General features: G+C 68.0%; 22 protein-coding genes and 1 tRNA gene. 17 read left to right on the top strand and 6 right to left on the bottom strand.

All coding sequences use genetic code 11. The annotated features are described in order from the left end of the window. Positions 1-12 precede the first annotated feature (12 nt). The 5 genes from L3V18_RS16175 to L3V18_RS16155 all read left to right on the top strand — a co-directional run bounded on the left by L3V18_RS16175 (position 13) and on the right by L3V18_RS16155 (position 12,333). On the top strand, positions 13-7,173 hold the full coding sequence (locus L3V18_RS16175) for an amino acid adenylation domain-containing protein (protein ID WP_237056287.1): 7,161 nt from the start codon (positions 13-15) through the stop codon (positions 7,171-7,173). Between the two features lie 20 nt (positions 7,174-7,193). Continuing rightward, positions 7,194-7,982: a thioesterase II family protein gene (locus L3V18_RS16170; protein ID WP_237056285.1), complete on the top strand. Its 789-nt coding sequence runs from the start codon at positions 7,194-7,196 to the stop codon at positions 7,980-7,982. A 22-nt stretch (positions 7,983-8,004) separates the two neighbouring features. Further along, positions 8,005-8,964, top strand: a complete 960-nt coding sequence (locus tag L3V18_RS16165) for a TauD/TfdA family dioxygenase (RefSeq protein WP_237056283.1) — start codon at positions 8,005-8,007, stop codon at positions 8,962-8,964. Between the two features lie 68 nt (positions 8,965-9,032). Beyond that, positions 9,033-11,285, top strand: coding sequence for a DUF5916 domain-containing protein (locus L3V18_RS16160; protein ID WP_237056281.1), 2,253 nt, complete (start codon positions 9,033-9,035; stop codon positions 11,283-11,285). Positions 11,286-11,331: 46 nt separating this feature from the next. Further along, positions 11,332-12,333 carry a TauD/TfdA family dioxygenase gene (locus L3V18_RS16155; protein ID WP_237056279.1) on the top strand — a complete coding sequence of 334 codons (1,002 nt, stop codon included), beginning with the start codon at positions 11,332-11,334 and terminating at the stop codon, positions 12,331-12,333. A 661-nt stretch (positions 12,334-12,994) separates the two neighbouring features. Here the strand turns inward: L3V18_RS16155 and L3V18_RS16150 are convergent. After that, positions 12,995-13,071 (bottom strand) — tRNA-Met (locus tag L3V18_RS16150). A gap of 143 nt (positions 13,072-13,214) precedes the next feature. On the opposite strand from L3V18_RS16150, the gene L3V18_RS16145 reads away from it, so the two are divergent. From L3V18_RS16145 to bfr, 3 genes are all read left to right on the top strand, one after another. Then, positions 13,215-13,817 carry an RNA pyrophosphohydrolase gene (locus L3V18_RS16145; protein WP_237056277.1) on the top strand — a complete coding sequence of 201 codons (603 nt, stop codon included), beginning with the start codon at positions 13,215-13,217 and terminating at the stop codon, positions 13,815-13,817. 135 nt (positions 13,818-13,952) lie between these two features. After that, on the top strand, positions 13,953-14,156 hold the full coding sequence (locus L3V18_RS16140) for a (2Fe-2S)-binding protein (RefSeq protein ID WP_237056275.1): 204 nt from the start codon (positions 13,953-13,955) through the stop codon (positions 14,154-14,156). A gap of 137 nt (positions 14,157-14,293) precedes the next feature. Continuing rightward, positions 14,294-14,764, top strand: a complete 471-nt coding sequence (gene bfr, locus L3V18_RS16135) for a bacterioferritin (RefSeq protein ID WP_237056273.1) — start codon at positions 14,294-14,296, stop codon at positions 14,762-14,764. 139 nt (positions 14,765-14,903) lie between these two features. On the opposite strand, the gene L3V18_RS16130 is transcribed toward bfr, so the two are convergent. Further along, positions 14,904-15,479 carry a DUF4126 domain-containing protein gene (locus tag L3V18_RS16130; RefSeq protein WP_237056272.1) on the bottom strand — a complete coding sequence of 192 codons (576 nt, stop codon included), beginning with the start codon at positions 15,477-15,479 and terminating at the stop codon, positions 14,904-14,906. Between the two features lie 97 nt (positions 15,480-15,576). Between L3V18_RS16130 and L3V18_RS16125 the strand changes: the two genes are divergently transcribed. The 6 genes from L3V18_RS16125 (at position 15,577) to L3V18_RS16100 (ending at position 20,419) form a co-directional block, all read left to right on the top strand. Then, positions 15,577-16,377 (top strand): DUF6776 family protein, encoded by an 801-nt coding sequence (locus L3V18_RS16125; RefSeq protein WP_237056270.1) that lies wholly within the window; start codon positions 15,577-15,579, stop codon positions 16,375-16,377. Positions 16,378-16,379: 2 nt separating this feature from the next. Further along, complete coding sequence (locus L3V18_RS16120) at positions 16,380-16,814, top strand: bactofilin family protein (protein WP_237056268.1); 435 nt, start codon at positions 16,380-16,382, stop codon at positions 16,812-16,814. A 120-nt stretch (positions 16,815-16,934) separates the two neighbouring features. Further along, on the top strand, positions 16,935-17,735 hold the full coding sequence (locus L3V18_RS16115; protein WP_237056266.1) for a DUF6776 family protein: 801 nt from the start codon (positions 16,935-16,937) through the stop codon (positions 17,733-17,735). A 50-nt stretch (positions 17,736-17,785) separates the two neighbouring features. Then, positions 17,786-18,172 carry an iron-sulfur cluster insertion protein ErpA gene (erpA, locus tag L3V18_RS16110; RefSeq protein ID WP_237056264.1) on the top strand — a complete coding sequence of 129 codons (387 nt, stop codon included), beginning with the start codon at positions 17,786-17,788 and terminating at the stop codon, positions 18,170-18,172. Positions 18,173-18,354: 182 nt separating this feature from the next. Beyond that, the gene (gene nudC / locus L3V18_RS16105) at positions 18,355-19,299 is read left to right on the top strand and encodes an NAD(+) diphosphatase (protein ID WP_237056262.1); all 945 of its coding nucleotides are present in this window, start codon (positions 18,355-18,357) and stop codon (positions 19,297-19,299) included. A gap of 202 nt (positions 19,300-19,501) precedes the next feature. Beyond that, complete coding sequence (locus L3V18_RS16100) at positions 19,502-20,419, top strand: hypothetical protein (RefSeq protein ID WP_237056260.1); 918 nt, start codon at positions 19,502-19,504, stop codon at positions 20,417-20,419. Positions 20,420-20,520: 101 nt separating this feature from the next. On the opposite strand, the gene L3V18_RS16095 is transcribed toward L3V18_RS16100, so the two are convergent. From L3V18_RS16095 to L3V18_RS16080, 4 genes are all read right to left on the bottom strand, one after another. Continuing rightward, positions 20,521-20,805 (bottom strand): CD225/dispanin family protein, encoded by a 285-nt coding sequence (locus tag L3V18_RS16095; RefSeq protein WP_237056258.1) that lies wholly within the window; start codon positions 20,803-20,805, stop codon positions 20,521-20,523. 25 nt (positions 20,806-20,830) lie between these two features. After that, on the bottom strand, positions 20,831-21,262 hold the full coding sequence (locus L3V18_RS16090) for a DUF2752 domain-containing protein (protein WP_237056256.1): 432 nt from the start codon (positions 21,260-21,262) through the stop codon (positions 20,831-20,833). Between the two features lie 3 nt (positions 21,263-21,265). Next, positions 21,266-21,610, bottom strand: a complete 345-nt coding sequence (locus L3V18_RS16085) for a CD225/dispanin family protein (RefSeq protein WP_237056254.1) — start codon at positions 21,608-21,610, stop codon at positions 21,266-21,268. A gap of 391 nt (positions 21,611-22,001) precedes the next feature. Beyond that, positions 22,002-23,948, bottom strand: a complete 1,947-nt coding sequence (locus tag L3V18_RS16080) for an MFS transporter (protein WP_237056291.1) — start codon at positions 23,946-23,948, stop codon at positions 22,002-22,004. 323 nt (positions 23,949-24,271) lie between these two features. On the opposite strand from L3V18_RS16080, the gene L3V18_RS16075 reads away from it, so the two are divergent. The 3 genes from L3V18_RS16075 (at position 24,272) to L3V18_RS16065 (ending at position 25,644) form a co-directional block, all read left to right on the top strand. Beyond that, positions 24,272-24,598, top strand: a complete 327-nt coding sequence (locus tag L3V18_RS16075; protein WP_237056252.1) for a DUF2200 family protein — start codon at positions 24,272-24,274, stop codon at positions 24,596-24,598. A gap of 7 nt (positions 24,599-24,605) precedes the next feature. Continuing rightward, a complete protein-coding gene (locus L3V18_RS16070) occupies positions 24,606-24,992 on the top strand; it encodes a hypothetical protein (RefSeq protein ID WP_237056250.1) in 387 nt (128 codons plus the stop codon). Between the two features lie 121 nt (positions 24,993-25,113). After that, on the top strand, positions 25,114-25,644 hold the full coding sequence (locus L3V18_RS16065) for a DinB family protein (protein ID WP_237056248.1): 531 nt from the start codon (positions 25,114-25,116) through the stop codon (positions 25,642-25,644). Position 25,645 lies beyond the last annotated feature (1 nt).

Below are 25,645 nucleotides of genomic sequence, written 5' to 3'. Positions count from 1 at the left end.
CCGGCGGCCGGGGTGGCCTACCACATCCCGGCCGCGCTGCGCCTGAAGGGACACCTGGACCGCGACGCGTTGAAGCGGGCGCTCGACCGCATCGTCGCCCGCCACGAGAACCTGCGCACGAGCTTCACCAGCACCGACGCCGGTCCGGTGCAGTCGATCGCAGCGGAGACGATCGGCTTCGCGCTGGTGGAGGAGGACCTGGCGTCGCTGGACGCGCCGGCGCGCGAACAGGCCCTGCGCGCGCGCGCGGCCGAGGAAGCGCGGGCCCCGTTCGACCTGGCCGCCGGTCCGCTGTTCCGCGGCCGGTTGATCCGGCTGGCGGCGGACGAGCACGCGCTGTTGCTGACCCAGCACCACATCGTCTCCGACGGCTGGTCGCTGGGGGTGCTGGTGAAGGAGGTGACGACGCTGTACGCGGCGTTCGTGGAAGGGCGCGCGGATCCGCTGCCGCCGCTGCCGATCCAGTATGCCGACTACGCGGTGTGGCAGCGCGGCTGGCTGCAGGGAGAGGCCCTGGAGGCGCAGGTCGCATTCTGGCGCGAGCACCTGCGGGGCGCGCCGCCGCTGCTGGAGCTGCCGACCGACCGGCCGCGTCCGCCGGTGCAGAGCTATGCCGGCGCGGTGGTGCCGGTGGCGTTGTCGAAGGCGACGACGGCGGGACTGCGCCGGTTGTCGAAGCGGCATGGGACGACGCTGTTCATGACCCTGCTGGCGGGCTGGTCGGCGCTGCTGTCGCGCTACAGCGGCCAGCAGGAGGTGGTGGTGGGCACGCCGGTGGCGAACCGTCAGCGGACGGAAGTGGAGCCGCTGGTCGGGTTCTTCGTCAACACGCTGGCGCTGCGCGTATCGGTGGAGCACGACCCCAGCGTCGCCGAGCTGCTGGGCCAGGTGCGCCGGTCCACGCTGGACGCCTACTCGCATCAGGACGTGCCGTTCGAGCAGGTGGTCGAAGCCCTCCAGCCGCAGCGGTCGCTGAGCTACAGCCCGATCTTCCAGACCCTGTTCGCGTTCAACAACACGCCCGAGGGCGGCGAGGTGCCGTTGCCGGGACTGAGCCTGTCGCCGATTCCCGCCGAGCGCCACACCACCCACTTCGACCTGGAGCTGGGGGTGCGTGAGGTGGAGGACGTGATCCGCGGCAACATCGGCTATGCGGGCGATCTGTTCGATGCGGCCACCATCGGCCGTCTCGCCGACAGCTTCGTCCGCATGCTGGAGGCGATGGTCGCCGACGACAGCGTGCGGGTGAGCGCCCTGCCGCTGTTGTCGGAAGCCGGACGCGCGGCGATCGTCGAGGGCTTCAACGCCACCGCGGCCGATCATGGCACGGCGGCTTCGCTGCCCGAACTGTTCGCGGCGCAGGTGCGGCGCACGCCGGAGGCGCCGGCCATCGGGTTCGAAGGCGACAGCGTGAGCTACGCCGAACTGGACCGGCGTGCGAATCGCGTCGCACAGCGCCTGATCGCGCTGGGCGTCAAGCCCGACGACCGCGTCGCGATCTGCGTGGAGCGCGGCATCGGGCTGGTGGCCGGCGTGCTCGGCATCGTCAAGGCCGGCGCCGGCTACGTACCGCTGGATCCGGCCTATCCGCCCGACCGCCTGCGCTACATGCTGGAGAACAGCACGCCCTCCGCCCTGGTCTCGCAGGCCGCGCTGCTGGCGCGTCTGCCCCTGCTGGGCGCATGCACGGCGCCGCTGCTGGATATCGACGACGGCAGCTGCGACGCCATGCCCGACAGCGATCCCGCGGTGCCGGGAATCGGCCCGGACCACCTGGCCTACGTGATATACACCTCCGGCTCCACCGGCCTGCCCAAGGGCGTGGCGATGCCGCAGGGGCCGTTGCTGAACCTGCTGGCATGGCAGCGCGGTGCGGATGCCGAGGCGTCCACGCCGGAGCGCGTGCTGCAGTTCGCGGCGCTGGGCTTCGACGTTGCGTTCCAGGAACTGTTCCACACCCTCGGTACCGGCGGCTGCCTGCTGCCGGTTCGCGAGGAGGTCCGGCAGGATCCGTTCGCGTTGGCGGCGTTCATCGAGCGCCACGGTGTGCAGCGCATCTTCCTGCCGTTCGTGGCCTTCCAGGGGCTGGTCGCGGCGGCGGAGCAGGAGGGCAGGGCCTTGCCGACGCTGCGCCACGTGATCACCGCCGGCGAACAGCTGTTCGTCACCCCGGCGATCCGGGCGTTCTTCGCGCGCATGCCGGGTCGCCGCCTGCACAACCAGTACGGTCCGACCGAGACCCACGTCGCCACCGCGCACACCCTCGATGCCCTGCCGGAGCATTGGGGTGCGACGCCGCCGATCGGCCGGCCGATCGCCAATGCCCGCGCCTACCTGCTCGATGCGCACGGCCAGCCGGTGCCGGTCGGGGTGACCGGCGAGCTGTTCCTGGCCGGCGACTGCATCGCGCGCGGCTACCTCAACCGCGAGGACCTCACCGCCGAACGCTTCCTGCCCGACCCTTTCTCGTCGAGGCCGGGTGCACGCATGTACCGTACCGGCGACCTGGGCCGCTGGCTGCCGAACGGCGAGATCGACTATCTCGGCCGCAACGATTTCCAGGTGAAGATCCGCGGCTTCCGTGTGGAGCTGGGCGAGATCGAAGCGAAGCTGGGCCAATGCGCCGGCGTGCGCGAAGCGGTGGTCATGGCGCACGAGGACGGTGCGGGCGGCAAGCGCCTGGTGGCGTACCTGCAGGTACGGCCTGGCGAAGCGCCCGGTGCCGCCGCGCTGCGCGCCGAACTGGCGCGCGAACTGGCCGACTACATGATTCCCGCCGCCTTCGTGACCCTGGACGCATGGCCGACGACGCCCAGCGGCAAGATCGATCGCAAGGCGTTGCCGGACCCCGGGCAGGCGGCGGTGGCCAGCCGCGAGTACGTCGCGCCTGAGGGCGGGACCGAACAGGCGCTGGCCGGGATCTGGTGCGCCCTGCTCAACATCGAGCGGGTCGGCCGCGACGACCACTTCTTCGAACTGGGCGGTCATTCGCTGCTGGCCGTGCAACTGGTCGCGCACGTGCGCGCCCGGCTGGGCGTGGAACTGCCGCTGCGTACGATCTTCGCCGAACCGACCCTGTCCGGCCTTGCCGGTGCGTTGTCGGGCCAGGCGCGGGCGTCGGTCGACGCCATCCCGCGTGCGGACCGCGCGGCGGCGCTGCCGTTGTCGTGGGCGCAGCAGCGGTTGTGGTTCCTTGCCCAGCTCGATCCGGCGGCCGGGGTGGCCTACCACATCCCGGCCGCGCTGCGCCTGAAGGGACACCTGGACCGCGACGCGTTGAAGCGGGCGCTCGACCGCATCGTCGCCCGCCACGAGAACCTGCGCACGAGCTTCACCAGCACCGACGCCGGTCCGGTGCAGTCGATCGCAGCGGAGACGATCGGCTTCGCGCTGGTGGAGGAGGACCTGGCGTCGCTGGACGCGCCGGCGCGCGAACAGGCCCTGCGCGCGCGCGCGGCCGAGGAAGCGCGGGCCCCGTTCGACCTGGCCGCCGGTCCGCTGTTCCGCGGCCGGTTGATCCGGCTGGCGGCGGACGAGCACGCGCTGTTGCTGACCCAGCACCACATCGTCTCCGACGGCTGGTCGCTGGGGGTGCTGGTGAAGGAGGTGACGACGCTGTACGCGGCGTTCGTGGAAGGGCGCGCGGATCCGCTGCCGCCGCTGCCGATCCAGTATGCCGACTACGCGGTGTGGCAGCGCGGCTGGCTGCAGGGAGAGGCCCTGGAGGCGCAGGTCGCATTCTGGCGCGAGCACCTGCGGGGCGCGCCGCCGCTGCTGGAGCTGCCGACCGACCGGCCGCGTCCGCCGGTGCAGAGCTATGCCGGCGCGGTGGTGCCGGTGGCGTTGTCGAAGGCGACGACGGCGGGACTGCGCCGGTTGTCGAAGCGGCATGGGACGACGCTGTTCATGACCCTGCTGGCGGGCTGGTCGGCGCTGCTGTCGCGCTACAGCGGCCAGCAGGAGGTGGTGGTGGGCACGCCGGTGGCGAACCGTCAGCGGACGGAAGTGGAGCCGCTGGTCGGGTTCTTCGTCAACACGCTGGCGCTGCGCGTGTCGGTGGAGCACGACCCCAGCGTCGCCGAGCTGCTGGGCCAGGTGCGCCGGTCGACGCTGGACGCCTACTCGCATCAGGACGTGCCGTTCGAGCAGGTGGTCGAAGCCCTCCAGCCGCAGCGGTCGCTGAGCTACAGCCCCTTGTTCCAGACGATGTTGTCGTTGGACAACACCCCGGATGCGAAGGGCGCCTCGATGCGCGGGCTGCGTGCAGAGCCCTTGCGCGGTGAACGCAACACCGTGCACTCCGACCTCGACCTGTCCCTGGTCGAGCACGACGACGGCATTGCCGGTTCGCTCGCCTACTCGACCGCACTGTTCGAGCGGGCCACGGTCGAGCGCCTCGCGCAGGCTTTGCACCGGTTGCTCGATGCCATGATCGCCGATCCATCGATGCCGGTCGGCCGCCTGCCGTTGCTGGACCACGGACAGCGCGCGCGCGTGCTGGAAGCCTTCAACGCCACCACCGCGTCGTATCCGCGCGAGGCGACGATCCACGGCCTGTTCGAGGCCCAGGCCCGCCGCACCCCGGCCGCGACAGCGGTAGCGGACGATGGCCGGCGGCTCAGCTATGCCGAGCTTGACGCCCGGGCCGAAGCGTTGGCCCGGCGGCTGCGCGCGCAGGGCGTGCGCCCCGACGACCGGGTTGCGTTCTGCGCCGGGCGGGACGTCGATCTCCTGGTCGGGATACTCGGGATCCTGAAGGCCGGCGCCGGCTACGTGCCGCTGGACCCGTCCTACCCCGAGGGCCGCCTGCGCTACCTGTTGTCCGACAGCGCGCCGCGCGTGATCGTGACCACGCGCGCATTGGATCCATTGCGACCGTTGCTGGCTGAAACCGGTCTGCCGGTGTTGTACGTGGAGAGCATGGAAACGGCGGAGGACGCGTCCGCGTCGACCATTGCCGATGTCCATCGATCGAGTCAACTGGCCTATGTCATCTATACCTCCGGTTCGACCGGGCATCCAAAAGGGGTGGAAGTCGAGCATCGCAGTGCGATCAATCTATGGGCGTCGCTGGAACGGGAGGTGTTCTCGCATTGCAGAGCCGATGCGCGAGTCGCGCTGAACGCGGCGTTCTCGTTCGATGCATCGCTGCAGATGCTTCTGCAGGTGCTGTCCGGGCGCTGTGTGCGGCTGGTGCCGGCCAGCGTCCGCGCCGACGGTGCAGCGATGATCGGCTTCCTGAGACGCGAACAGATCGAAGCCTTCGACTGCACACCGGCGCAGCTGGAGCTGCTGCTGGACGCCGGTGCGCTGGAGTCCGGCCGCCTGCCCGCGCTGCGCACGATCCTCGTCGGTGGCGAGGCGATATCGCGGACGCTGTGGGAACGGGCCGCCGCGTCGGATGTCGCCTGTTTCAACGTCTACGGGCCGACTGAATGCACGGTGGACGCGACCCTCGCCAGGATCGAGGCGGGTGTGCCGCCGAACATCGGGCGAGGCATCGCCAATACCCGCATCTACCTGCTCGATGCGTACGGCCAACCGGTCCCCGAGGGTGTCTGCGGCGAACTGCACATTGGCGGCGAGGGCGTGGCGCGCGGCTACCTCAACCGTGAGGACCTCACCGCCGAACGCTTCCGCGCGGACCCGTTCTCTACCGTGCCCGGCGCACGGATGTACCGCACCGGCGACCTCGGACGCTGGCGGTCCGACGGGGTCATCGAGTACCTGGGCCGCAACGACTTCCAGATCAAGATCCGAGGGTTTCGGATCGAGCCCGGCGAGATCGAGGCTGCGCTTGCGCGAGGCGACGGCATCCGCGAGGCCGTGGTGCTCGTGCGCGAGGACGCGGCCGGAGACAAGCGCCTTGTCGCCTATGTGCGGGTCGATGACGGCACTGCGGTCGATGCGGCATCGCTGCGTGCCGCATTGTCGCAGCAGCTGCCCGAACACATGCTGCCGTCGGCGTTCGTGACGATGACGGCGTTGCCGCTGACCCCCAACGGCAAGGTCGACCGGGATGCACTGCCGGCTCCGGATGGCACCGCTATCGCGACACGCGCGCACGTGGCGCCGGAGGGAGAAGAAGAAACCGTGCTGGCGGAGATCTGGGGCGGGCTGCTGGGCCTGGAGCGCGTGGGCCGGCACGACCACTTCTTCGAACTCGGCGGGCACTCGCTGCTGGCGGTACGGATGTTCGCCGCCGTACGCGAGCGATTCGGAACGGCACCGCCGCTGAGCGCGGTATTCGCCACGCCGGTATTGTCCGCGCTGGCCGAACGGCTGTCGCAAGCGCGCAGGAACGAGGACGCCGGTGTGTCGGCTGTCGCTCTGCAGACGATTCGACGCGACACCCGCCCGCTGTTCTGCATTCATCCGGTGGGTGGTGAAATCGCGATGTATCGCGCATTGGCCGGACGCCTGGCACCGGTGTGTCCGGTATATGCCTTGCCATCGCCGGAGGCGGTCGGCGAGGGGGCCATCCGCGACATCGACGCTCTGGTCGCACGTCACGTCGAGTGCATCCGCTCCGTACAGCCTCAGGGACCGTACCGGTTGGCGGGCTGGTCGAGCGGCGGCCTGTTCGCGGCGGCGGTGGCGAATCGCCTGGTCGAATCCGGTGCAGCGGTCGAATACCTCGGATTGATCGACTCCCACCCCCTGCCGGACGGACCGCTCGACGACGAGGTCCTGATCGCACTCGCATTGCGCGCCGAACTGGGCGCGCGCGGCATCGCGGTCGACGCCGCATGGATCGAGGCGTTTACGGCCTCCGGGCGCCCGCTTTCGGCGTTCGTCGCGTCCTCGCCGGAAGAAGCGCTGCGCCATGCCGGCATCGATGCGGTTCCGGGGCTGGACGCCCCCCTGCTCACGCAACTGCTCAATCAGCTGCCGAAGACCGCCGCCCACCTCGCTGCGCTGCGCGATGGCGGCCGCCCGACGGTCGCGGTGGCGGTGCACCATGTCCGTGCGGCATCGCAGCCCGCGCCGGCGACGCCGCCGGTGGCGGCACCGGCGGGAGAGTCGACTCGAGTCGTGACCGGTACGCATCATTCGATGCTGATGGAGCCGGCCGTCGCGGAGGTGGCCGCGTGCATCGCCGGCGCGCTGGGTACGATGGCAACGGGCGATGGCCGTCGGGCAGCCACTTCCGGCACGGAGGCGATGGCATGAATGCACGTTCGTCGCCCTGGATGATCCGCACGCCATCCTCCGCCCGTCGCCATCGCCTGTTCTGCTTTCCCTATGCGGGCGGAAACGCATTCGCATTCGCCCGCTGGCAGGAGGCCCTGGATCCGTCGATCGAGGTCTGTGCGATCCAGGCTCCCGGCCGTGGCGCGCGAATCGGCGAGGCGCCGATCGATTCGTTGCCGGCGCTGCTGCGCGCGGTGGCTCCGGAAGTCGCGCGCCTGGACGATCTGCCGTTCTCGTTCTTCGGCCACAGCGTGGGGGCGCTGGTTGCGTTTGAACTGGCGCGCTACCTGCGCTTGCACGGCATGCGCCTGCCGGAGCACCTGATCGTCTCCGGCTGCCAGGCGCCGCAGTTCCGGAGTGCTCCGCGGGGACTGCACGCCCTGGACGACGCTTCGTTCGTAAATCTCCTTCGGCTCTACGCGGGGACTCCGCCAGAGGTTCTGGAGAACCAGGAACTCATGGCGCTGCTACTGCCGACGATCCGGGCCGATTTCTCGCTTGCGGAGAACTACCGCTATCGGTTTTCTCCGCTTCTGCCCGTTCCGGTCTCCGTGTTCGCAGGAACACACGACGAGAACAAAGGGGCGGGCCAGGTGGACGGGTGGCAGAAGGAGACCAGCCGTGCGTGCAGCATCGCCTGGTTCGAGGGCGGCCACTTCTTCCTGAACGAACAGCGCGACCGGGTCCTGCGGTGCATCGAAAGCACGCTGCTCCCGACAGGGCGATCCGCGACGGCCGCCCATGACGTCTCGTCGTCAACGCACGCGCTCCATACACACAGCACTTGATCAATCTCCAAAGGACTGCAGGATGAAATCGACCCCGTTATTTTCCCCCACCCCGCATCACCCGCTCGTGATGACGCCGGACGGCGACAACAGCCTCGTCGCGCTGGGCGCCTACCTGGAGGCGAATCGCGATGGGCTGCAGCAGTCGCTGTTGCGCCACGGCGGGTTGCTGTTCCGCGGGTTCGAAGTGAAGACGGTCGAGGATTTCAGGGAATGCACCCGCCACCTGGGTGCGGTGAGCTTCGACTACGTGGGCGGCAACTCGCCGCGTACGCGGGTGCTGCCCGAGGTTTACACCTCGACCGAGTATCCGGCGACCGAGACGATCAGTCTTCACAACGAGATGTCGTACCTGCCCTCGTGGCCGAGCCGCCTGTTCTTCTACAGCCTGATTCCCGCCATCTCCGGTGGGCAGACGTCCTTGGCCCACAGCGTCGATGTGCTGGAGGCCGTCCCAGACGAGGTCGTCTCGAAGATGCGCGACCGCAAGATCAGGTACATCCGCAACTTCCACGCCGGACTTCCGCTGGGCAAGACCTGGCAGGCCACCTATCAGACCGATAGCCGGGAAGAGGTGGAGGAGATCGTTGCCGGGCAGGGGTCGACCTGCGAATGGCGTGCCGATGGCGGTCTGCGCGTGTCCACCGTGCGCGACGCCTTCGTGGCGCATCCGGTCACCGGCCAGGACGTGTGGTTCAACCAGGCCGAACAGTGGCACCGGTCAGCGCTCGATCCGGCGCTGCGCGAGATGTTCGAGAAGATGGTCGGGAGCGGCAATCTTCCCCATGAGTGCGAGTACGGCGACGGAGCACCGCTCGACGACCGGGACATGGCTGCGGTGCGCAAGGCGATGAACGACAACAAGCTGCTGTTCGACTGGAAGCACGGCGACGTTCTGGTGATAGACAACCTGTTGATGATGCATGGCCGCGAACCCTTCAAGGGCGAGCGCAAGACCCTGGCCTATCTGTCCGTCAATTGACTCTTTCGCACCTGTTTTGCGCGGACCGGGATCCGCGCGTCTCATTGAACATTTCGAGGATTCACCGAATGAATGTCGGATGTTGCGTTTCGCAACTGAGCGGCGCCGTTGCCGCAGTACTGTTCCTGGGTGCGGTCGCACCCGCCAACGCCGCCATCGTCATCGATGGAAAGCTGGATGAGCCCGAATGGGCGCAGGCGGCCCGCTACGACGACTTCAGGCTGACCGAACCGTTCCAGCTGACCACGCCGGACACCGGTCTGGCGACCGAAGCCCGTCTGCTGTCGACTCCGGACGGCATCGTGGTCGGCTTCCGGCTGCAGCAGGAGCCGGGTGTGCAGCGGGTCAAGCCCAGATTGGAACGCGACAACGGCAACCCGGTCGACAGCGTGAACTTCATCGTCGATTTCAACGGCGATGGGAACACGGCCTACAGTTTCACCGTCAGTCTGTCCGGTTCGATCCAGGACGGCGTGGTGTCCAACGAGAACGTGATCGGATACGACTGGGACACCGACTGGAGCTGGGCGGTGTCGGAGACCGAAGAGGACTGGCAGGTGGAGATGCAGATCCCGTGGACGGTGGCGCCGATGCGCGGCACCGATACCCAGGCGCGGGAGATGACGGTCTACTTCAGTCGACAGTTCGGCGGCACTGGAGAGCGTGCCGCGTTCCCCGCAGTGACCACGGAGAACGGCAGCTTCCTTTCCGCCTTCGAGCGCGTCGAGGTCCCGCAGTATCGCAAGGCCCTGTTCCACTATTGGCCCTACGTCACCGCCAGTACCGATCTGATAGAGGGCAGGACACGCTACAAGGCCGGTGTCGACATGTTCTGGAAGCCGTCCCCGAACTTCCAGCTCAGCGCGACGGTGAATCCGGACTTCGGCCAGGTCGAGGCGGATGACATCGTCATCAACTTCGACGCGATCGAGGTCTTCTTCAGCGACAGGCGTCCGTTCTTTACCGAGAATCAGAGTCTGTTCGATGTGCGTACCGGAGACTCCAGCCGGCTCGTGCATACCAGGCGCATCGGTGCGGAAGCGGATGACGGTTCCGGGATCAGCGACATCAATGCCGCCCTCAAGCTCAATGGCTCCTTCGGCAACGTCAGCTACGGAGTGATGGCCGCGGTCGAGGATGACGCCGCCGGCCGCGACTTCTATGCCGCCCGTCTGCTGTATCCGGTGAGCGAACGGCTCAATATCGGCTGGCTGGGAACATTCGTCGATCGGCCGTTCCTGGATCGCAGCGCCCGTGTCAACGAGCTCGACATGCTGTGGCGTCCGACCGATACCTTGCTGTTCAACGCCCAGTGGCTGGGTACTTCGGTGGACCAGCAGGGGCTGGAGTACGACGACACCGGGTATTGGCTGCGCATGAACTGGACGCCGACCAGCGCGTGGGCCTACCGGCTGGAGGCCACCCATTTCGGCCGCGACCTGAACTTCAACGATCTTGGATTCATGCGTCGCAACAATCTGAGCGAGCAGCGGGGATCGGTCGCCTACACGCACCGGTTCCGGGACGAGGACTCGCCATTGGGCAGCACGCGCCTGCAGTTGCAGGCGATGTCCCGCGAGAACGATTTCGGCGACCGCCTGCCCGGCTCATACGTGCTGGTCAACAACTACAGCTTCAGGAACGGCAACAGGATCAACGCCAACTACAGCCGCTTCACCGACGGGTGGGAGGACCTGATTTCGCGCGGCAACGGGTTGTGGCGGCGATCGGCGCGCAACCGGACCGAAGTCGAGTTCGCAAGCCGCCGGTATGGTGACTGGGCCTTCGGTGCCGGATTCACCGCGATGGCGACCGGGCTGTCGGCGGAGACCGGGAGGGAGCTGGAGCTCTGGGCGGACTGGTTCCCCAGCGACGCTTTCAACGCTTCGCTGACCCTCGGTCCCGAGCGGACAGGAGACTGGCTCATATGGGAGGGCGGTACGGACTTTGGCCGCTACTCGCGCCGGGGCGATTCGATACGTCTCGGTCTGAGCTGGTTTCCGGGCCTGCGCCACGAGCTGCGCCTGAAGTCCGAGTGGGTTGCGATCCGAGCCAGCGACGGGACGGCCTATGTCCTGGATCCATCCGGCGACATGCGGGCGACCGGGGCGGAGCTGGAAGACTTCGACATCAACAGCTTTGGCCTGCAACTGCGTTATCGCTACCTGATCGGCCCGCAGTCGGACGTGTACCTGGCGTACTCGCGAGGCGGCGAGTCCCGCTTCGATCGCGAGGACCCCGGCCTCTCCGACCTGCTCGATGATGCGCTGAGTCTGCGCGACTCCGACCAGGTGCTCGTGAAGGTCCGCTACCGCTTCTGATCCTCGACGCCCGCCGCGTCTGCCCGGCACAACAGGAACGCCCACAATGTCCGACTTCAACCAACGTCTTCTGATCCCGGGCCAGCGCGGCCCGCTCACCTTCGAGCCCGAAGGCGAGCGCGATCTCGCGGCATTCGTCTCGGCGCATTCCGCGCACATCGAGGCATCGCTGCTTGAGCATGGCGCATTGCTGTTCCGGGGTTTCGACGTCGCCTCGGTCGAGGACTTCGAGCGGGCCGGCGCCGCGATCTCCCCGAATGCGCTGGAGTACACCTATCGCTCCACGCCGAGAACCTCGCTGGGCAAAGGGGTATTCACCACTACCGAATATCCGCCGGACCAGGAAATCGCATTGCATTGCGAGAATGCCTATCAGCGCGCCTGGCCGCGGAAGATTGCGTTCTGTTGCCTGGTCGCCCCCGATAGCGGTGGCGCAACCCAGATTGCCGATGTGCGCAAGGTCACCGCTTCACTGGATCCCGCGCTGATAGAGCGGTTCTACCGCCTTGGCGTGCGCTACGTACGCCACTATCGACCCTATGTCGACATCCCATGGGAAACGGTCTTCCAGACATCGGACCGCAATGAGCTGGCGGATTTCTGCGTACGCAACGGGATCGAGCACGACTGGCTCGACGGCAACACGCTTCGTACCGTGCAGACCAATCAGGGGTTGGCCACACACCCTGTAACCGGCGAGCGCGTGTTTTTCAACCAGGCGCATCTGTTCCATATCTCAAACCTGCCTGCGGACGTGGTGCGCTCGTTGCGAACGATGTATGGCGATCGCGTCCCGCGCAACACGTTCTATGGCGACGGCAGCGAAATTCCGGCAGCCGACCTGCAGGCGGTGCGCGAGGCATTCAAGGCGGCCGAGATGAGCTTTCCGTGGCGAGTTGGCGATGTGATGCTGTTGGACAACATGCAGATGGCCCACGGGCGGAAGCCGTTTAGGGGCAATCGAAAAGTCGTGGCGATGTTGCTCGACGCTCATGCCCCCGGCGGTACCCGCGAGCTCGGTGATGCGCTGCGCACCGCGGTGCATTGACAGCAAGTTCGAGGCGTAGCATCTTCCGGCGGCTCACAGTCCGCATCAGCGACTGAGTTCGACCGGGCGCGGCGTCTCGATCCGCGATCGGCAACCCCCGGCACCATCGATACCGCTTTTCGCAGGGCCAGGAATCGTCTGCTTTCCGAAATTGGCCTTCGACGCTCGGATCTTCCACGTTCCGGCTGTTCTTCCTGGTTCCGGCCGCCATGCCATGCAGCGTCCCGCTCCAGGACCGGTTTCTTCAACGGAATGGATCGGGTGCGGAAATATGCCCGCCGGCACATTCGACTTCGCGCGCGAGCCTTCCCAACACATCAGCTGCGTTCTGGATCCAGCTCGCGGCCGGGTGCTGGACACGGGGTCAGCATGGCGATCGGCGGAGGCCGTTTCATGGGAGCGACTTGAGGGAGTGCTTGTCTCCACGTGGCAGCTTGGCAAGACTGCCCAGCGCGACCAGTCGAGCTCGGGGCTACCCTGTCCAGCAGACACTCGCGGACGACAGATGCCGCCCCAGGCCTGGCCGCCCAAGTGACCGTAATGGCACGTCAGAGGCAATTCAGCAGGTTCGCCGATTCCGATGACACCCGGTACCGCCGCAAGAAAGCCTGTTTCGAAGCTGGGCTTTCGCCGGCTAACGCATTGTTTTTGCGGCGGAATCTGGTGGCTATGGGTGGACTCGAACCACCGACCCCAGCATTATGAGTGCTGTGCTCTAACCGGCTGAGCTACATAGCCACGGGGTGAACCGCGAATTTTTCACGCAAGTGCGCGGCCTGTCAATTGCCCCGCCGGGCATCGCGCGGCGGCTTGTGGCGCCGCCGGGTGCGTGGCAGAGTCGGTGGCAGTGACGCAAGTCAGTAATTCAGGGAGTCCGCATCGTGATCGATCCGGACGGCTATAGACCCAATGTAGGCATCGTCCTGATGCGGCCGGACGGCCGGCTGTTCTGGGCCCGCCGGGTTCGCCGCGATGGCTGGCAGTTCCCGCAAGGCGGGATGAACAGCGACGAAACGCCGATCGAGGCCATGTATCGCGAACTGCGCGAAGAAACGGGCCTGCTTCCCGAACATGTCGAGGTGCTGGGCGTCACTCCGGGCTGGCTGCGTTACCGGCTGCCGCAGCGGGCGATCCGCCGCAACGACCGCCTGGTCTGTGTCGGCCAGAAGCAGGTCTGGTTCCTGTTGCGGCTGCTCGGCGAGGAATCGCACCTGCGCCTGGACCTGACCGACAAACCCGAGTTCGACCACTGGCGCTGGGTCGACTTCTGGTACCCGCTCGAGCACGTGGTGATGTTCAAGCGCGGCGTCTACGCCCGCGCACTGGGGCACCTGGCGCCGTTCGCCCGCAAGGTGGCCGGGGTCCAGGCGGTGCCGCCGAAGGAGGGCGACCCGCGGACGGCCGGCTGGAGCCGCAATCGCGCCAGGCCGAGGTCGCGCGAGGCCGCCGGCGGGGACGGCGGTCGCGGTCACCGGCACAAGTAGCGCGGGCCGGCCTGGCGCCGCCCGGGCTTTTCGGGAACCCGATCTGCGTCGATTGACAATCATTCTCATTCGTAGTGGAATGCGGATGCGGCCAATCCGGCTGCGACAGTGCCCGCCACGCCACCACACGCCATCATGTACGTCTGCATCTGCAACGGGGTCACCGATCACGACATCCGCGAAGCGGCCGAAGCCGGCTGCGGCAGCGTGCCGGAGCTGACCATGCGGACCGGTGCCGGCGCCAACTGCGGCAGCTGTCTGGATCTCGCCGCCGAACTGCTCGAGGCCCATCGCCCGGTCCGCGACCTGCCGCTGCCGGTGCTGGCCCACGCCGCCTGAGCCCCGCGCCTCACCGGCGCCGCGATTCCTTCATCGTTGAAACTGATTCGCGAGTGCGGCTGCGGCCGATTCGCGTTCCGTCACGCCTGTCCGGCAAGCGCTAGAGTGCCGCCATAGTTTTCGCACGGAGCTCGACCATGAAGGGTGACGCCAAGGTCATCGAATTCCTCAACAAGGCGCTCTACAACGAGCTGACCGCGATCAACCAGTACTTCCTGCACGCCAAGATGCTGAAGAACTGGGGACTCAAGGAACTCGCCGAACACGAGTACCACGAGTCGATCGACGAGATGAAGCATGCCGACAAGCTTTCGGAGCGCATCCTGTTCCTCGACGGGCTGCCCAACTTCCAGGCGCTGGGGAAGCTGCGCATCGGCGAGAACCCGCGCGAGCTGCTCAACTGCGACCTCGCGCTGGAGCTGGAGGCGGTACCACTGCTGCGCGAGGCGATCGCGCACTGCGAGAGCGTGTCCGATTACGTTAGCCGCGACCTGTTCGCCCACATCCTCGACTCCGAGGAGGAACACATCGACTGGATCGAGACCCAGCTCGCGCTGATCGAGCGCGTCGGCGAGCAGAACTACCTGGCGATGAAGATGGAGAGCTGAGGCGGGGCCGCGGTATGCCCGCACCTGCCGCGGAGCTCAAAGAGGAAGCGGCGTAGGCTGCGACGAGATTCTCCCGAAGAAGTCCGTCGCGCCCCGCGCCGCTTCCGCGCGTGAGCCTGGAGGACGCCCGGAACCGCCGTCAGGCCGGCTTGGGCGCGCGCCTGAAGAGCTTGCGCCATACCCACCAGATCGACAGCGCGATGCCGAGGCTGAACAGCAGCACCACGGCCAGGGTCAGCCACGGATAGGCGAACACCAGCGCCAGCGCGCCGACCACGGCGACGTCCTCGCCGACCGACGCGGTCCAGTTGGTGACCGGTTCGGGCGAAGTGTTCAGCATGATCCGAGTGCCCGACTTCAGCGCATGGCTGGCCAGCGCCACTCCGGCGCCCGTGGCCAGCGCGCCGGCGCCGAGCTCGCCGTCGGACGACAGCGTGGCGGCGGCCAGGAACGCGCCGGCCGGCACCCGCGCCAGGGTCTGCAACAGGTCCCAGCCCGAGTCCACGCCGGGGATCTTGTCGGCGAAGAACTCCGTCAGCGCCAGGGCGCCCGACACTCCCAGCACCCACGGCGACTGCGTCGCCTGCAGGGCCTCGGGCAGGTCGAGCCAGCCCAGCGCGCCTGCCAGCCCGACTCCGAACACGGTCAGATAGGCACGAACCCCGGCCAGCCAGGCCAGAACCACGCCAATTGCGAACAGGTGCGCATCAGTCATCGTCGTCGCGCCGCTAGAATGACGATTAAGTATAGGGTCAGCCGCGTGACGATCCGCCCACGAACGTCGGCCGGCCCGGCATCTCCGAACCCAGCGCATGAGTCCGTCACCGAGGAATACGCCGCCACCGCGTTACCGCATCGTCCAGCAGGGTCCGGATCGCCGGCCGCTGATCTGGACGCTGCTGGTGCTGGCATGGCTGGGTTCGGTCGCGGTCGCATGGCGCTGGTCGCAGCAACTGGCGGCTCCGCGGCTGCCCGAGCTCAGCCGCGAGCTGACCGAGGCCCGCGGCCGGCTCAAGCGCCAGCAGGGCGAACTGGAGACCCTGCGTCAGCGCACCGAGATCCTGGAGAAGTCCGATCAGATCACCCGCGCCGCCAACAAGCAGGTGCAGCGCAGCCTCGCCGAACGCGAGGAGGAGATCGCAGGGCTGCGCGAGGACGTTGCGTTCTATGAACGACTGGTTGGGGCCACGACGCCCCGCAAGGGCCTGAACGTGCATTCCTCGCAGTTCACCCGCGAGGCGGCCGGCAGCTGGCGCTACGAGATCGTGCTGACCCAGAACCTCAACCGCGGCGCGGTCAGCGAGGGGCGGCTGAAGTTCGCGATCGAGGGCGTGCGCGAGGGCAAGCTGGCGGCGATCGACTGGGATGCGTTGCACCAGACCTCCGGCGCTCCGGGTCAGCCGTACTCGTTCCGCTACTTCCAGCAGCTCGCCGGCAGCGTGATGCTGCCGCAGGGCTTCACTCCGCAGCGGGTGAAGGTGCGGCTGCGAGGCGAGAGCGGTTCGGTCGACCAGACCCTCGCCTGGCAGGGACGCGAGCCGGAAAACGCGACGGCGGCGACCGCCGTGGCCGGTGCCACCGGCGCCAACGATCTCATCCAAGGGGAACCGTAAGCATGTTCAAGAACAAACCCGCCCACATCGAAGGCGGCCAGGTCGACACCTTGATCGGTGCGCAGGTCGTGTTCCGCGGCGATCTGGAATTCAGCGGGGGCCTGTACATCGAGGGCCGGGTGATCGGCAAGATCGTCGCCCAGGAGGGGCAGAAGGCCACCCTGACCCTGGCCGAGGGCGGAGTCATCGAAGGCGAGGTGCATGCGCCTGTGGTGGTGATCAACGGTGCGCTGACGGGGGACGTCTATGCGGCCGAGCGCGTCGAGCTCGCGTCTAAGGCGCGGGTGCAGGGCAATGTCCACTACAAGGTGGTGGAGATGTGTGCCGGTTCGACCCTGACCGGCCGCCTGATCCATGCCGACAGCCTGCACGCCGGAAGCACCCTCGCCGAGCAGGTCGCCGCCCCGGCGCGCGGCGAGTTCGTCGAAGCCGCCTGAATCGAACCTGCCTCCCGCGCCACGGTGCGTGCGGCGGCGACACGCGTGCGTGAACCGCGACCGTCGACCCGGCCATCGGTTGGGTTGACGCGGTCCGGCCCGGCTTCTATATCGGTGACGATGGACGAGCCCACGCATCCCGACACGGCCGCCGATACCGGCGATGCCGCGGCGCCCGCTGCCGAGCCAGGGCCGCCGGATCCGCGTTGGCGGCGCGCACGCTGGGCGCTGCTGGCCGCGGTGGTGCTGTCGCTGCTGTTCGGGGGCTGGGGCCTGTGGCGGGTGTTGTCGCCGGTCTCGGACGACATCCGCAGCCGACTGACCGCCAGCGAAGCCCAGCGCGACCGGCTGCAGGTGCAGGTCGACGAACTGCAGCAGCAGGTCGCGACCCTGAGCCGCTCCGACCAGATCAGTCGCGACGCCAACCGCGACGTCCAGAACACGCTGGCCGAACGCGACGAGGAGATCGCCGGCCTGCGCGCCGATGTCGCCTTCTACGAGCGCCTGGTCGGCGCCACCGGCCAGCGTCGCGGACTCAGCGTGCATGCGATCCGGATGCAGCCGCAGAGCGACACGGCCTGGCACTTCACCACCACCCTGACCCAGAACCTCAATCGGGGCGCGGTCAGTACCGGCCAGCTGAGCCTGGTGATCGAGGGCACCCGCAATGGCCGCCGCGAGACCCTGGAGTGGGACCGCCTGCGCCAGGGCGAGCAGGCTCCGGGGCTGGAATACTCGTTCAAGTACTTCCAGCAGGTCGAAGGCGACGTGTTCCTGCCCGAGGGCTTTGCGCCGGTGCGGGTCATGGTGCGGCTGCTGCCGCGTTCCGGCGCTGCGGTCGAGCAGTCGTTCACCTGGGCCGAGGCCATCCGCGAGGCCCACGTCGCTCCTGCAGGCAATGGCGGCGGCGAACGCAACTGAAGTCCGCCGCCGCGCTTGAATGCGGGACGGCGACGCCCCATCCTGAAGGCATGGACATCACCCCGCTGCCCACCGCCAACGCCGCCGCCCCCGACTACCAGTCGCTGGACCGGCCGCTGGCGTTCACCTCGGCGGCCGCCGCCAAGGTCCGCGAACTGATCGCCGAGGAGGGCAATCCGGCGTTGAAGCTGCGTGTCTACATCCAGGGCGGCGGCTGTTCGGGCTTCCAGTACGGCTTCGAGTTCGACGAGGCCCGGGCCGAGGACGATCTTGCGGTCGAGACCGATGGCGTGACCCTGCTGGTCGATCCGCTCAGCCTGCAGTACCTGATGGGCGCCGAGGTCGACTACACCGAGAGCCTGCACGGCGCGCAGTTCGTGATCCGAAATCCGAACGCCAAGACCACCTGCGGTTGCGGTTCTTCGTTCTCCGCCTGAGTCCGGGTCTTTCCCGATCCGGACGCCGCGCGGCTGAGGCGATCCGGGCTGCGGAGGGCTTGCCGTAAGGGCGGTTCCTGGCTCATGTCCCCCGATCGCGCCATTCGTGCGGGATCCGTTCGGGGTGAGAGGACCGCTGTCATCGTCGACAATAGGCGTTGGTTCAGCCGCAAGTCCGCCCGATGACCGACGCATCCCCGTTCGCCTTCGTCCCCACCGTCCCCGGTGAGCTGCCCGCGGCGGTGCTCGACCGCGCCGATCACCTGCGCGACGACAACGCCGCGCTCGATGCGTTGTGGAACGGCGCGCGCGTGCTGCTGCTCGATTCCACCGGTCGCGCCCTGGTCGACGGCGAGCGCCGGCCGGCCGCGCCGCAGGGCGCCGAGCTCAGCGGCGGCGCCGGCGGCAGCGGGATGGCGACCTTCCTCGGCCTGACCGGCGCCGGCCAGGCCTGGTTCTCGCTGGACGCCGAACTCGTCGCGTACACCGCGGCGGGCACGCTGGACGTGCGTTCGGCCGCCGCGCTGTGGCCGATGCAGGAGGCCGCGGTGTTCGCGCAGGCGCGGGCGATGCAGCACTGGCACCAGCGCCACCGCCACTGCGGCAGTTGCGGCGCACAGACCCGGGTGGAACGCGGTGGTTGGCTGCGCCGCTGCAGCGGCTGCGGCATCGAGCACTACCCGCGCACCGACCCGGCGGTGATCGTCGCGGTCAGCGACGGCGAGCGCCTGCTGCTCGGCCGGCAGGCCGGCTGGCCGCCGCGCCGCTATTCGGTGATCGCCGGTTTCGTCGAGCCGGGCGAGTCGCTCGAGCAGGCGGTCGCGCGCGAGGTCGAGGAGGAGACCGGCCTGCGGATCAGCCGCTGCCGCTATCTCGCTTCGCAGCCGTGGCCGTTCCCGGGCACGCTGATGCTCGGCTTCTTCGCCGATGCCACCGGTGAGCCCCGTCCGGGCGAGGAGCTGGAGGACGTACGCTGGTTCGACGCCGACAGCATCGCCGACGCCCGCCGGCGCGAGCAGGAGGGGGGCGAGGACCACGGCGAAGAGCTGCTGCTGTCGCCGTCGATCTCGATTTCGCGCTGGCTGCTCGAACAGTGGCTGGCCGAGCGACAGCGCGCCGGCTCCTGAGAGCCGGGCCCTGCGCGGTCACCGGTCCGCCCACGGGACCGCCGCAGCGGCCGCCGTCGCAATCCGCGGCGGTGGTCCCGTGCCTGGCCGCAGCGCGGCATGAACCGATCACACCGCGCAGGCTAGAATCAACCGACGCGATGCCGCCGGCATTGCCGCCCTGCACGCTGTCCGCACAACGCCGCTGGAGCCCTGCCGCCGCATGTCCACCACCCTGATCGCCACCGTCGTTGCGCTCGTGCTGGGTCACCTGGTGCCCTCGCTGGCTGCCAGCGTGCGTGCCTATGGCTGGTACGGCGACTGGCTGCACTGGCTGGACGCCCGCTTCGAGGAAGAAAGTCCGTGGCATGGGCGGTGGGGCATCGTGCTCGCGCTGGCGCCGCCGCTGCTGCTGATCGGATTGTTCCAGTACGCGCTCGAGGGCACCGTGTTCGGGCTGGCCAGCCTGGTGCTGGGGATTGTCGTGCTGTTCTACACCTGGGGTCCGCGCGATCTGGATGTCGACGTCGAGGCGATCCTCGACGCTCCCGACACCGCGTCGCGTCGGGCCGCGGCGATGCCGTTGTGGTCGGAACCGGAGGCGGTCTCGCTCGACGGCGGCGCGCTGGTCGACGCGGTGTTCCGCAACGCGCTGCGCCGCTGGTTCGGTGTGCTGGCCTGGTTCCTCGTGTTCGGGCCGTTCGGCGCGCTGCTGTACCGGCTGACGGAGCTGGCGGCGCATGGCCGCCTCGCCCGCATCCTGCCGCACGATACCGTGCTCGGTGCCCGCAACCTGCTGGCGGCGCTGGAATGGCCGGTCGCACAGCTGATGACGCTGGCGCTGGCGATCGTCGGCAACTTCGATACCGTGCTCGCCGCCTGGCGCGACAACGGCGGTGCCTCGTTCAGGCTCGACAACCGCTTCCTCGCAGCGGTCGGCCGCGCGAGCGTGCGCACCGAACTGGCCGAGGAGGCCCGCGACTATGCCGACGAGCCGGACCTGGTCGAGGGCGGCGGCGAGGTGACCGCGGTGCCCGGCGATCTGCCGGAACTGCGCGACGCGATGAGCCTGGTCTGGCGCGTGCTGCTGGCCTGGCTGGCGGTGCTGGCGCTGTTCGTGATCGCCGGATACGTCAACTGATCCGCCACCGCAGCGCGTCTGCAGGAGTGCCAGTAGGCGTGCCTGTAGCAGCGGCGTGAGCCGCGCCCCATCGTTTGGCTGATGCCGCGCGGCCTTCGACCTCAGTAGTGTCCGCCGCTGAACATCGCACTCAGCACGGCCATGCCGCCGGCGAACATCATCCACAGCATGATCAGTACCGGCCCGGCGACCGCCGACGCGATCGCCCAGTTGCGCGCGCTGGCCGCGGCGGCGCGTGCGGCGGGAATGTTGCCGGCGGCGCGCAGACCGTCGACCCTGGCCGCGTAGACGATCGAGACGATGCCCAGCGGCAGGCAGCAGAACAGGGTGGTCAGGATCGCCCAGACCAGGTTGTTGGGAACGTATTCGCCGTGCGGGGCGTTCATCGGGAGTCTCCAGCGGGACGGACGATCAACCCGGCGCCAGCCAGGTGAACGGCCACCACGGCAGGTTGCGGGCGATCCAGTAGCCGGTCAGCAGCACCAGCCACAGTTTGGGATTGTTGAGCGTGCGCATCACCGCGCCTGGCAACGGCACCTGCCAGCCCAGGCCGTGCAGCACGATCGGCGGCAGCGCGACCGCGAGCGCCGGTAGCAGCGGGTTCATCGCCACCATTCCGACGAGGTCGCCGTGCACCAGCGCATGCAGTGCACGGGTGGTGCCGCAGCCGGGGCAGTACAGTCCGGTGGCCTCGAGGAAGATGCAGCCCATGAACGGGCTGTTCGCCGCATTGGGATCGAAGTTGCGCAGCACCCACACCCCGAAACCGGCCAGGGCCACGGCCGCCGCGGAGACGGCGGCCAGCGGCCAGCGGAAACGGGGCGGGGCGGATGCGGCGGCCATCGGTTACTGCTGGGCCCGCTGCATTTCCTCGATCATCTGCATGTACTGCTCAGTGCCGCCGGTCATGAACCCCCAGACGTTCAGCAGCAGGCCGAAGATCGCCAGGCCGGTGGTGACCCAGCACCAGGTCTTGGCATTCGCCGAGGCCTGCATCGCGCCCTGCACGTCGCCGAGGTTGAGCTTCTTGTTGACCTGTGCCGAGTAGACGATCGCGACCACGCCCGGAATCGCACCGACGAAGCAGCACAGGCAGAACGCGACGACGGTGGAGACGATCGCCCAGGCGAGGTGGTTCTGGACCGGTTGCGGCGGCGCCGAGGCGGGCGGTACCGGAGGCGGCATGCTCATGGTGGTGTTCCCCTTCTGATTGTGATGGCTGGTTACGTAAAGCGTTGCGGTAAAGCGTTGTCGTGGCCGACTGCGGATGCGCGACCCGGACGACGGATATCGATGTGCGCCGATGCGGTCCGTCTGCCGGCACGTTCCCCTGTCGCATCCTAGCAGCGGCCGGCGAAATTCGCGTCATCGCCGTGGTCGCGGGAGCGTCTGCAAGGCCATCGCCATCCGCCGATGCCGGCAGCGCCGGTCGTGGTGCCGCCGGCGCCATGCGGAAATTGCCGTTGCGGAGCGGACACCTCCACCAGGAGCATCATGGCGGCAGCGCGCCCTGCCTGTGCCGCGCCGCTGCACGCTCGCTGCGATTGCCGTGCCCCGATGGGGCGGACACCCTGCACCGGCATCACGCGGCGTCGCCGCGCATCGCCCGCACCCGTTCCTCGAGTCCGGCCGCGGTTGCCGTGGTGCCGTCGATCGGCGCTCCGGCCAGCACCTCCACATGCGCGCGGAAGCGGCGCGGCACGCGCATCCGCCCCAGCCGGGAGTCGCGTCGGCTCCACATGCTGGCCCACATCCCGCGCAGCGCCATCGGCACCACCGGGACCGTCTGGCCGCGCGCGTTCGCCCGTTCCAGGATCCGCTCGGCGCCGGCCTTGAACGGCGCGATCGTCCCGTCCCGCGTCAACGCGCCCTCGGGGAAGATCCCGACCAGCTCGCCATCGGCCAGCGCTGCGTCGATCTCATCGTAGGCGCGTCGCAGCAGTTCCGGATCCTCCTTCGCGCCGGCGATCGGAATCGCCTTGGCGGTGCGGAAGATCCAGCGCATCACCGGGATGTTGAATATCCGGTAGTACATGACGAATCGCACCGGGCGTGGGATGCAGGCCGACAGGATCAGCGCGTCCATGTAGCTGACGTGGTTGCAGACGATCAGCGCCGGCCCCTCGTCGGGTACGTGCGCCTCGACCCCGCGGACCCGCAGCCGGTACAGCACCCGCACCAGCAGCCAGCTCAGGAACCTCATCAGGAATTCGGGCACGATCGTGAAGATCCAGATCGCGACCAGGATGTTGAGCACCGCCAGCGCCAGGAACACCTGCGGGATCGTCCAGCCCAGCAGCTTCTGCGCTGCCAGTGCCGACATCGCCGCCAGCACGATGAAGCCCGAGTTCTGGATGTTGAGGCCGGCGATCACGCGCGACAGTTCGTTCTTCGGCGAACGGCTCTGGATCAGCGCGAACAGCGGCACCACGAACAGGCCGGCGAACAGGCCGATCCCGAGCAGGTCGGTGACGATCCGCCAGCTGCCCTCGGTACGCAGGAAGCCGGCCACGTCCAGCCCGGCCGCCGTTGCGACGCCGGTGCGGGCGAAATACAGGTCGAGGATGAAGGCGCTCATCCCGAACGCGCCCAGCGGCACCAGTCCGATCTCGACGGTGCGTCCGGACAGCTTCTCGCACAGCAGGGAACCCACGCCGGTGCCGATCGAGAACAGCGCCAGCGCGAAGATGTACAGCGTCGCATCGCCGCCCAGGTGAACCTCGGCATAGGCCGGCAGTTGCGAGGTCAGCACGGTACCCACGAACCAGAACCACGACACCCCGAGCACTGCGTTGCGCACCGCCAGCTGCCTGCGCGCCAGCTTGAGCATGTGCACCGATTCGGGAATCGGATTCCAGTTGATCCTCAGGTCCGGCGCGCCGGCATCGACCCGCGGGATCAGCCGGCTGACCAGGTTGCCGGTCACTGCCAATGCGACCACCGCCGTGCCGGTCACCCAGGGTCCCTGATCGCCGGCCAGCTTGAACAGCAGCCCGCCGAGGATCATGCCGAGCAGGATCGACATCGACGTGCCCATTTCGACAAGCCCATTCCCGCCCGTCAGCTCCTCCGGGCGCAGCACCGACGGCAGGATCGAGTACTTGACCGGACCGAACAGGGTCGATTGCAGGCCGGTGCAGAACAACGCGACCAGCAGCACCGGCAGGCTCTGCAGATAGAAGCCGGCTGCCGCCACCGACATGATCGCGATCTCCATCGCGGTGGTGATGCGGATCAGCCGGTGCTTCTCCAGCTTCTCCGCGACCTGGCCGGCGAGCCCGGAGAACAGGAAGTAGGGCAGGATGAAGATCGCCGGCGCCAGGCTCGCGTACAGCGCCTTGTCCTCGCTGTTGGCGCCGAGCCAGAACAGCATGCCGATGATCGCCTGGCGGAACACGTTGTCGTTGAACGCGCCCAGCGCCTGCACCACGAAGAATGGCAGGAAGCGTCGCTGCTTCAGCAGGCCGAACTGGCTGCGGGTGGGTGGCGCATCCGGTCCGGGGCCGGCGGCCGGCGGCCTGCGCCCCATCAATGCGTCGTTCGATTCCTGCTGCGCCGTCACGTCCTTCGTCATGGAGCCTCCACGCGGTTCCGCGGGAGTGTAGCCGGTCGAATGGGCAGGCGACCGGACCGGGGTGCCCGGACCCGGCGGCCGTGGCTGGTGCGCGCCATGTGCGGGGGGCAAGCCGGTGCGGCGAACAAGCGGAGTGTGCCCAGGCCGATCTGGTGCCGCTTAAACAGGTCCGATGCGGTGTGCGCTGCAGGAGCACTCTGCGGAGACCTGCGAAGATATGCTCCCATCGAGATTCGATCGACGGGAGGACGACGATGACCCAGCATCGGATATACCGCATGAAGTTCGCGAGCGTTTACCCGTTGTATGTCCAGAAGGCGGAGCGCAGGAAGCGGACGAAGGAAGAGGTGGACAGGATCATCTGCTGGCTGACGGGCTATGGCCCGGCGGAGCTGCGGAATCAGATCGAGAACGAGAGTGACATGGAGACTTTCTTCGCCCAGGCGCCGTCGTTCAATCCGAAGGCCTCGCTCGTCAAGGGCGTGGTGTGCGTGGTACGCGTGGAAGAGGTCGAAGACCCGCTGATGCGGAAGATCCGCTGTCTGGACAAGCTTGTTGATGAGCTTGCAAAGGGCAAGGCCCTGGACAAGATCCTGCGGAAGTAGGTCGTGCATGGGAGACGACCTGCGGCGTGAGCTGGAAAAAGCGCGTACTGCGCTGATCCGCACCTACGTTCTGCATGTGGCGTGGTTCGCGGCCATGTGCGTGTTCGTTTCGCTCCAGTGGAGCGGGGATGGACTGAAAGCCTCGGTACTGCTCACGCTCATCACGGTCCCGCCGGTGCTGTTCTACACCGTGCGGGTTCACCGGTTGTGCCGGCGCATCGACCCGGCGGCGCGCACTGTCGGGGTGGTTCCGGTTCTGGTGACCACGCTGGTGCTGAGCCCGTTCGAGTCGGGGCTGATCCTGCCGGCCAGGAACCTGCTCGTCGCAAACAGGATCCTCCGGGCGCGCAAGCGGCAGGAAGCCGCGCGGATCGGCACGGGCCCGTTGAATTGAAAGTCCCTCCCATTCGGATCCGCCCAGGCATCGAACGCATGCTTTGCGCTACTCTGGCACGTCGTTGCCATGCGATGCGACCGGTCAGGCCCGGGCATGGTCGCACCGCGGAAGAGGTCATATGAGCACGCATCAGGATCAGCTCCGGGGATTCGCCCGGTACAACCGCGAGTTCAACCGGCGGCTGTTCGAGCAGCTTTCGGGACTGACCGACGATGAGCGGAAGAAGGACATGGGTGCCTTCTTCGGTTCGATCCACGGGACACTGAACCACATCCTGCTTGCCGACCGGATCTGGCTGGGCCGCTTTGCCGCGGCGTTCCCCGCGCTGTCGTCGCTGGAGGGCGCTGACCTGGTGCACGAATTCTCGTCGTTGCGTCAGCAGCTGTACGCCGGGTTCGAAGCGCTGCACGCCGGGCGGCGCGCGACCGACCGGGTCATTTCCGACTGGGTCGAGGAGCTTTCGGACGATCTGCTCGGGGAAACGATGCGCTATCGCAATTCCCGGGGCGATCGGCGCGAGCACGCGGCCTGGATCGCGGTGGCGCACATGTTCAATCACCAGACCCATCACCGCGGCCAGGTCACGGCCCTGATGCATCAGCTCGGGCATGATCCGGGGGCGACCGACTACCTCGTGTACGTGCAGTAGG

It is taken from the genome of Marilutibacter chinensis (assembly GCF_021725675.1).
Taxonomy (GTDB): domain Bacteria; phylum Pseudomonadota; class Gammaproteobacteria; order Xanthomonadales; family Xanthomonadaceae; genus Marilutibacter; species Marilutibacter chinensis.
This window is presented reverse-complemented; position numbering and strand designations above follow the sequence as displayed.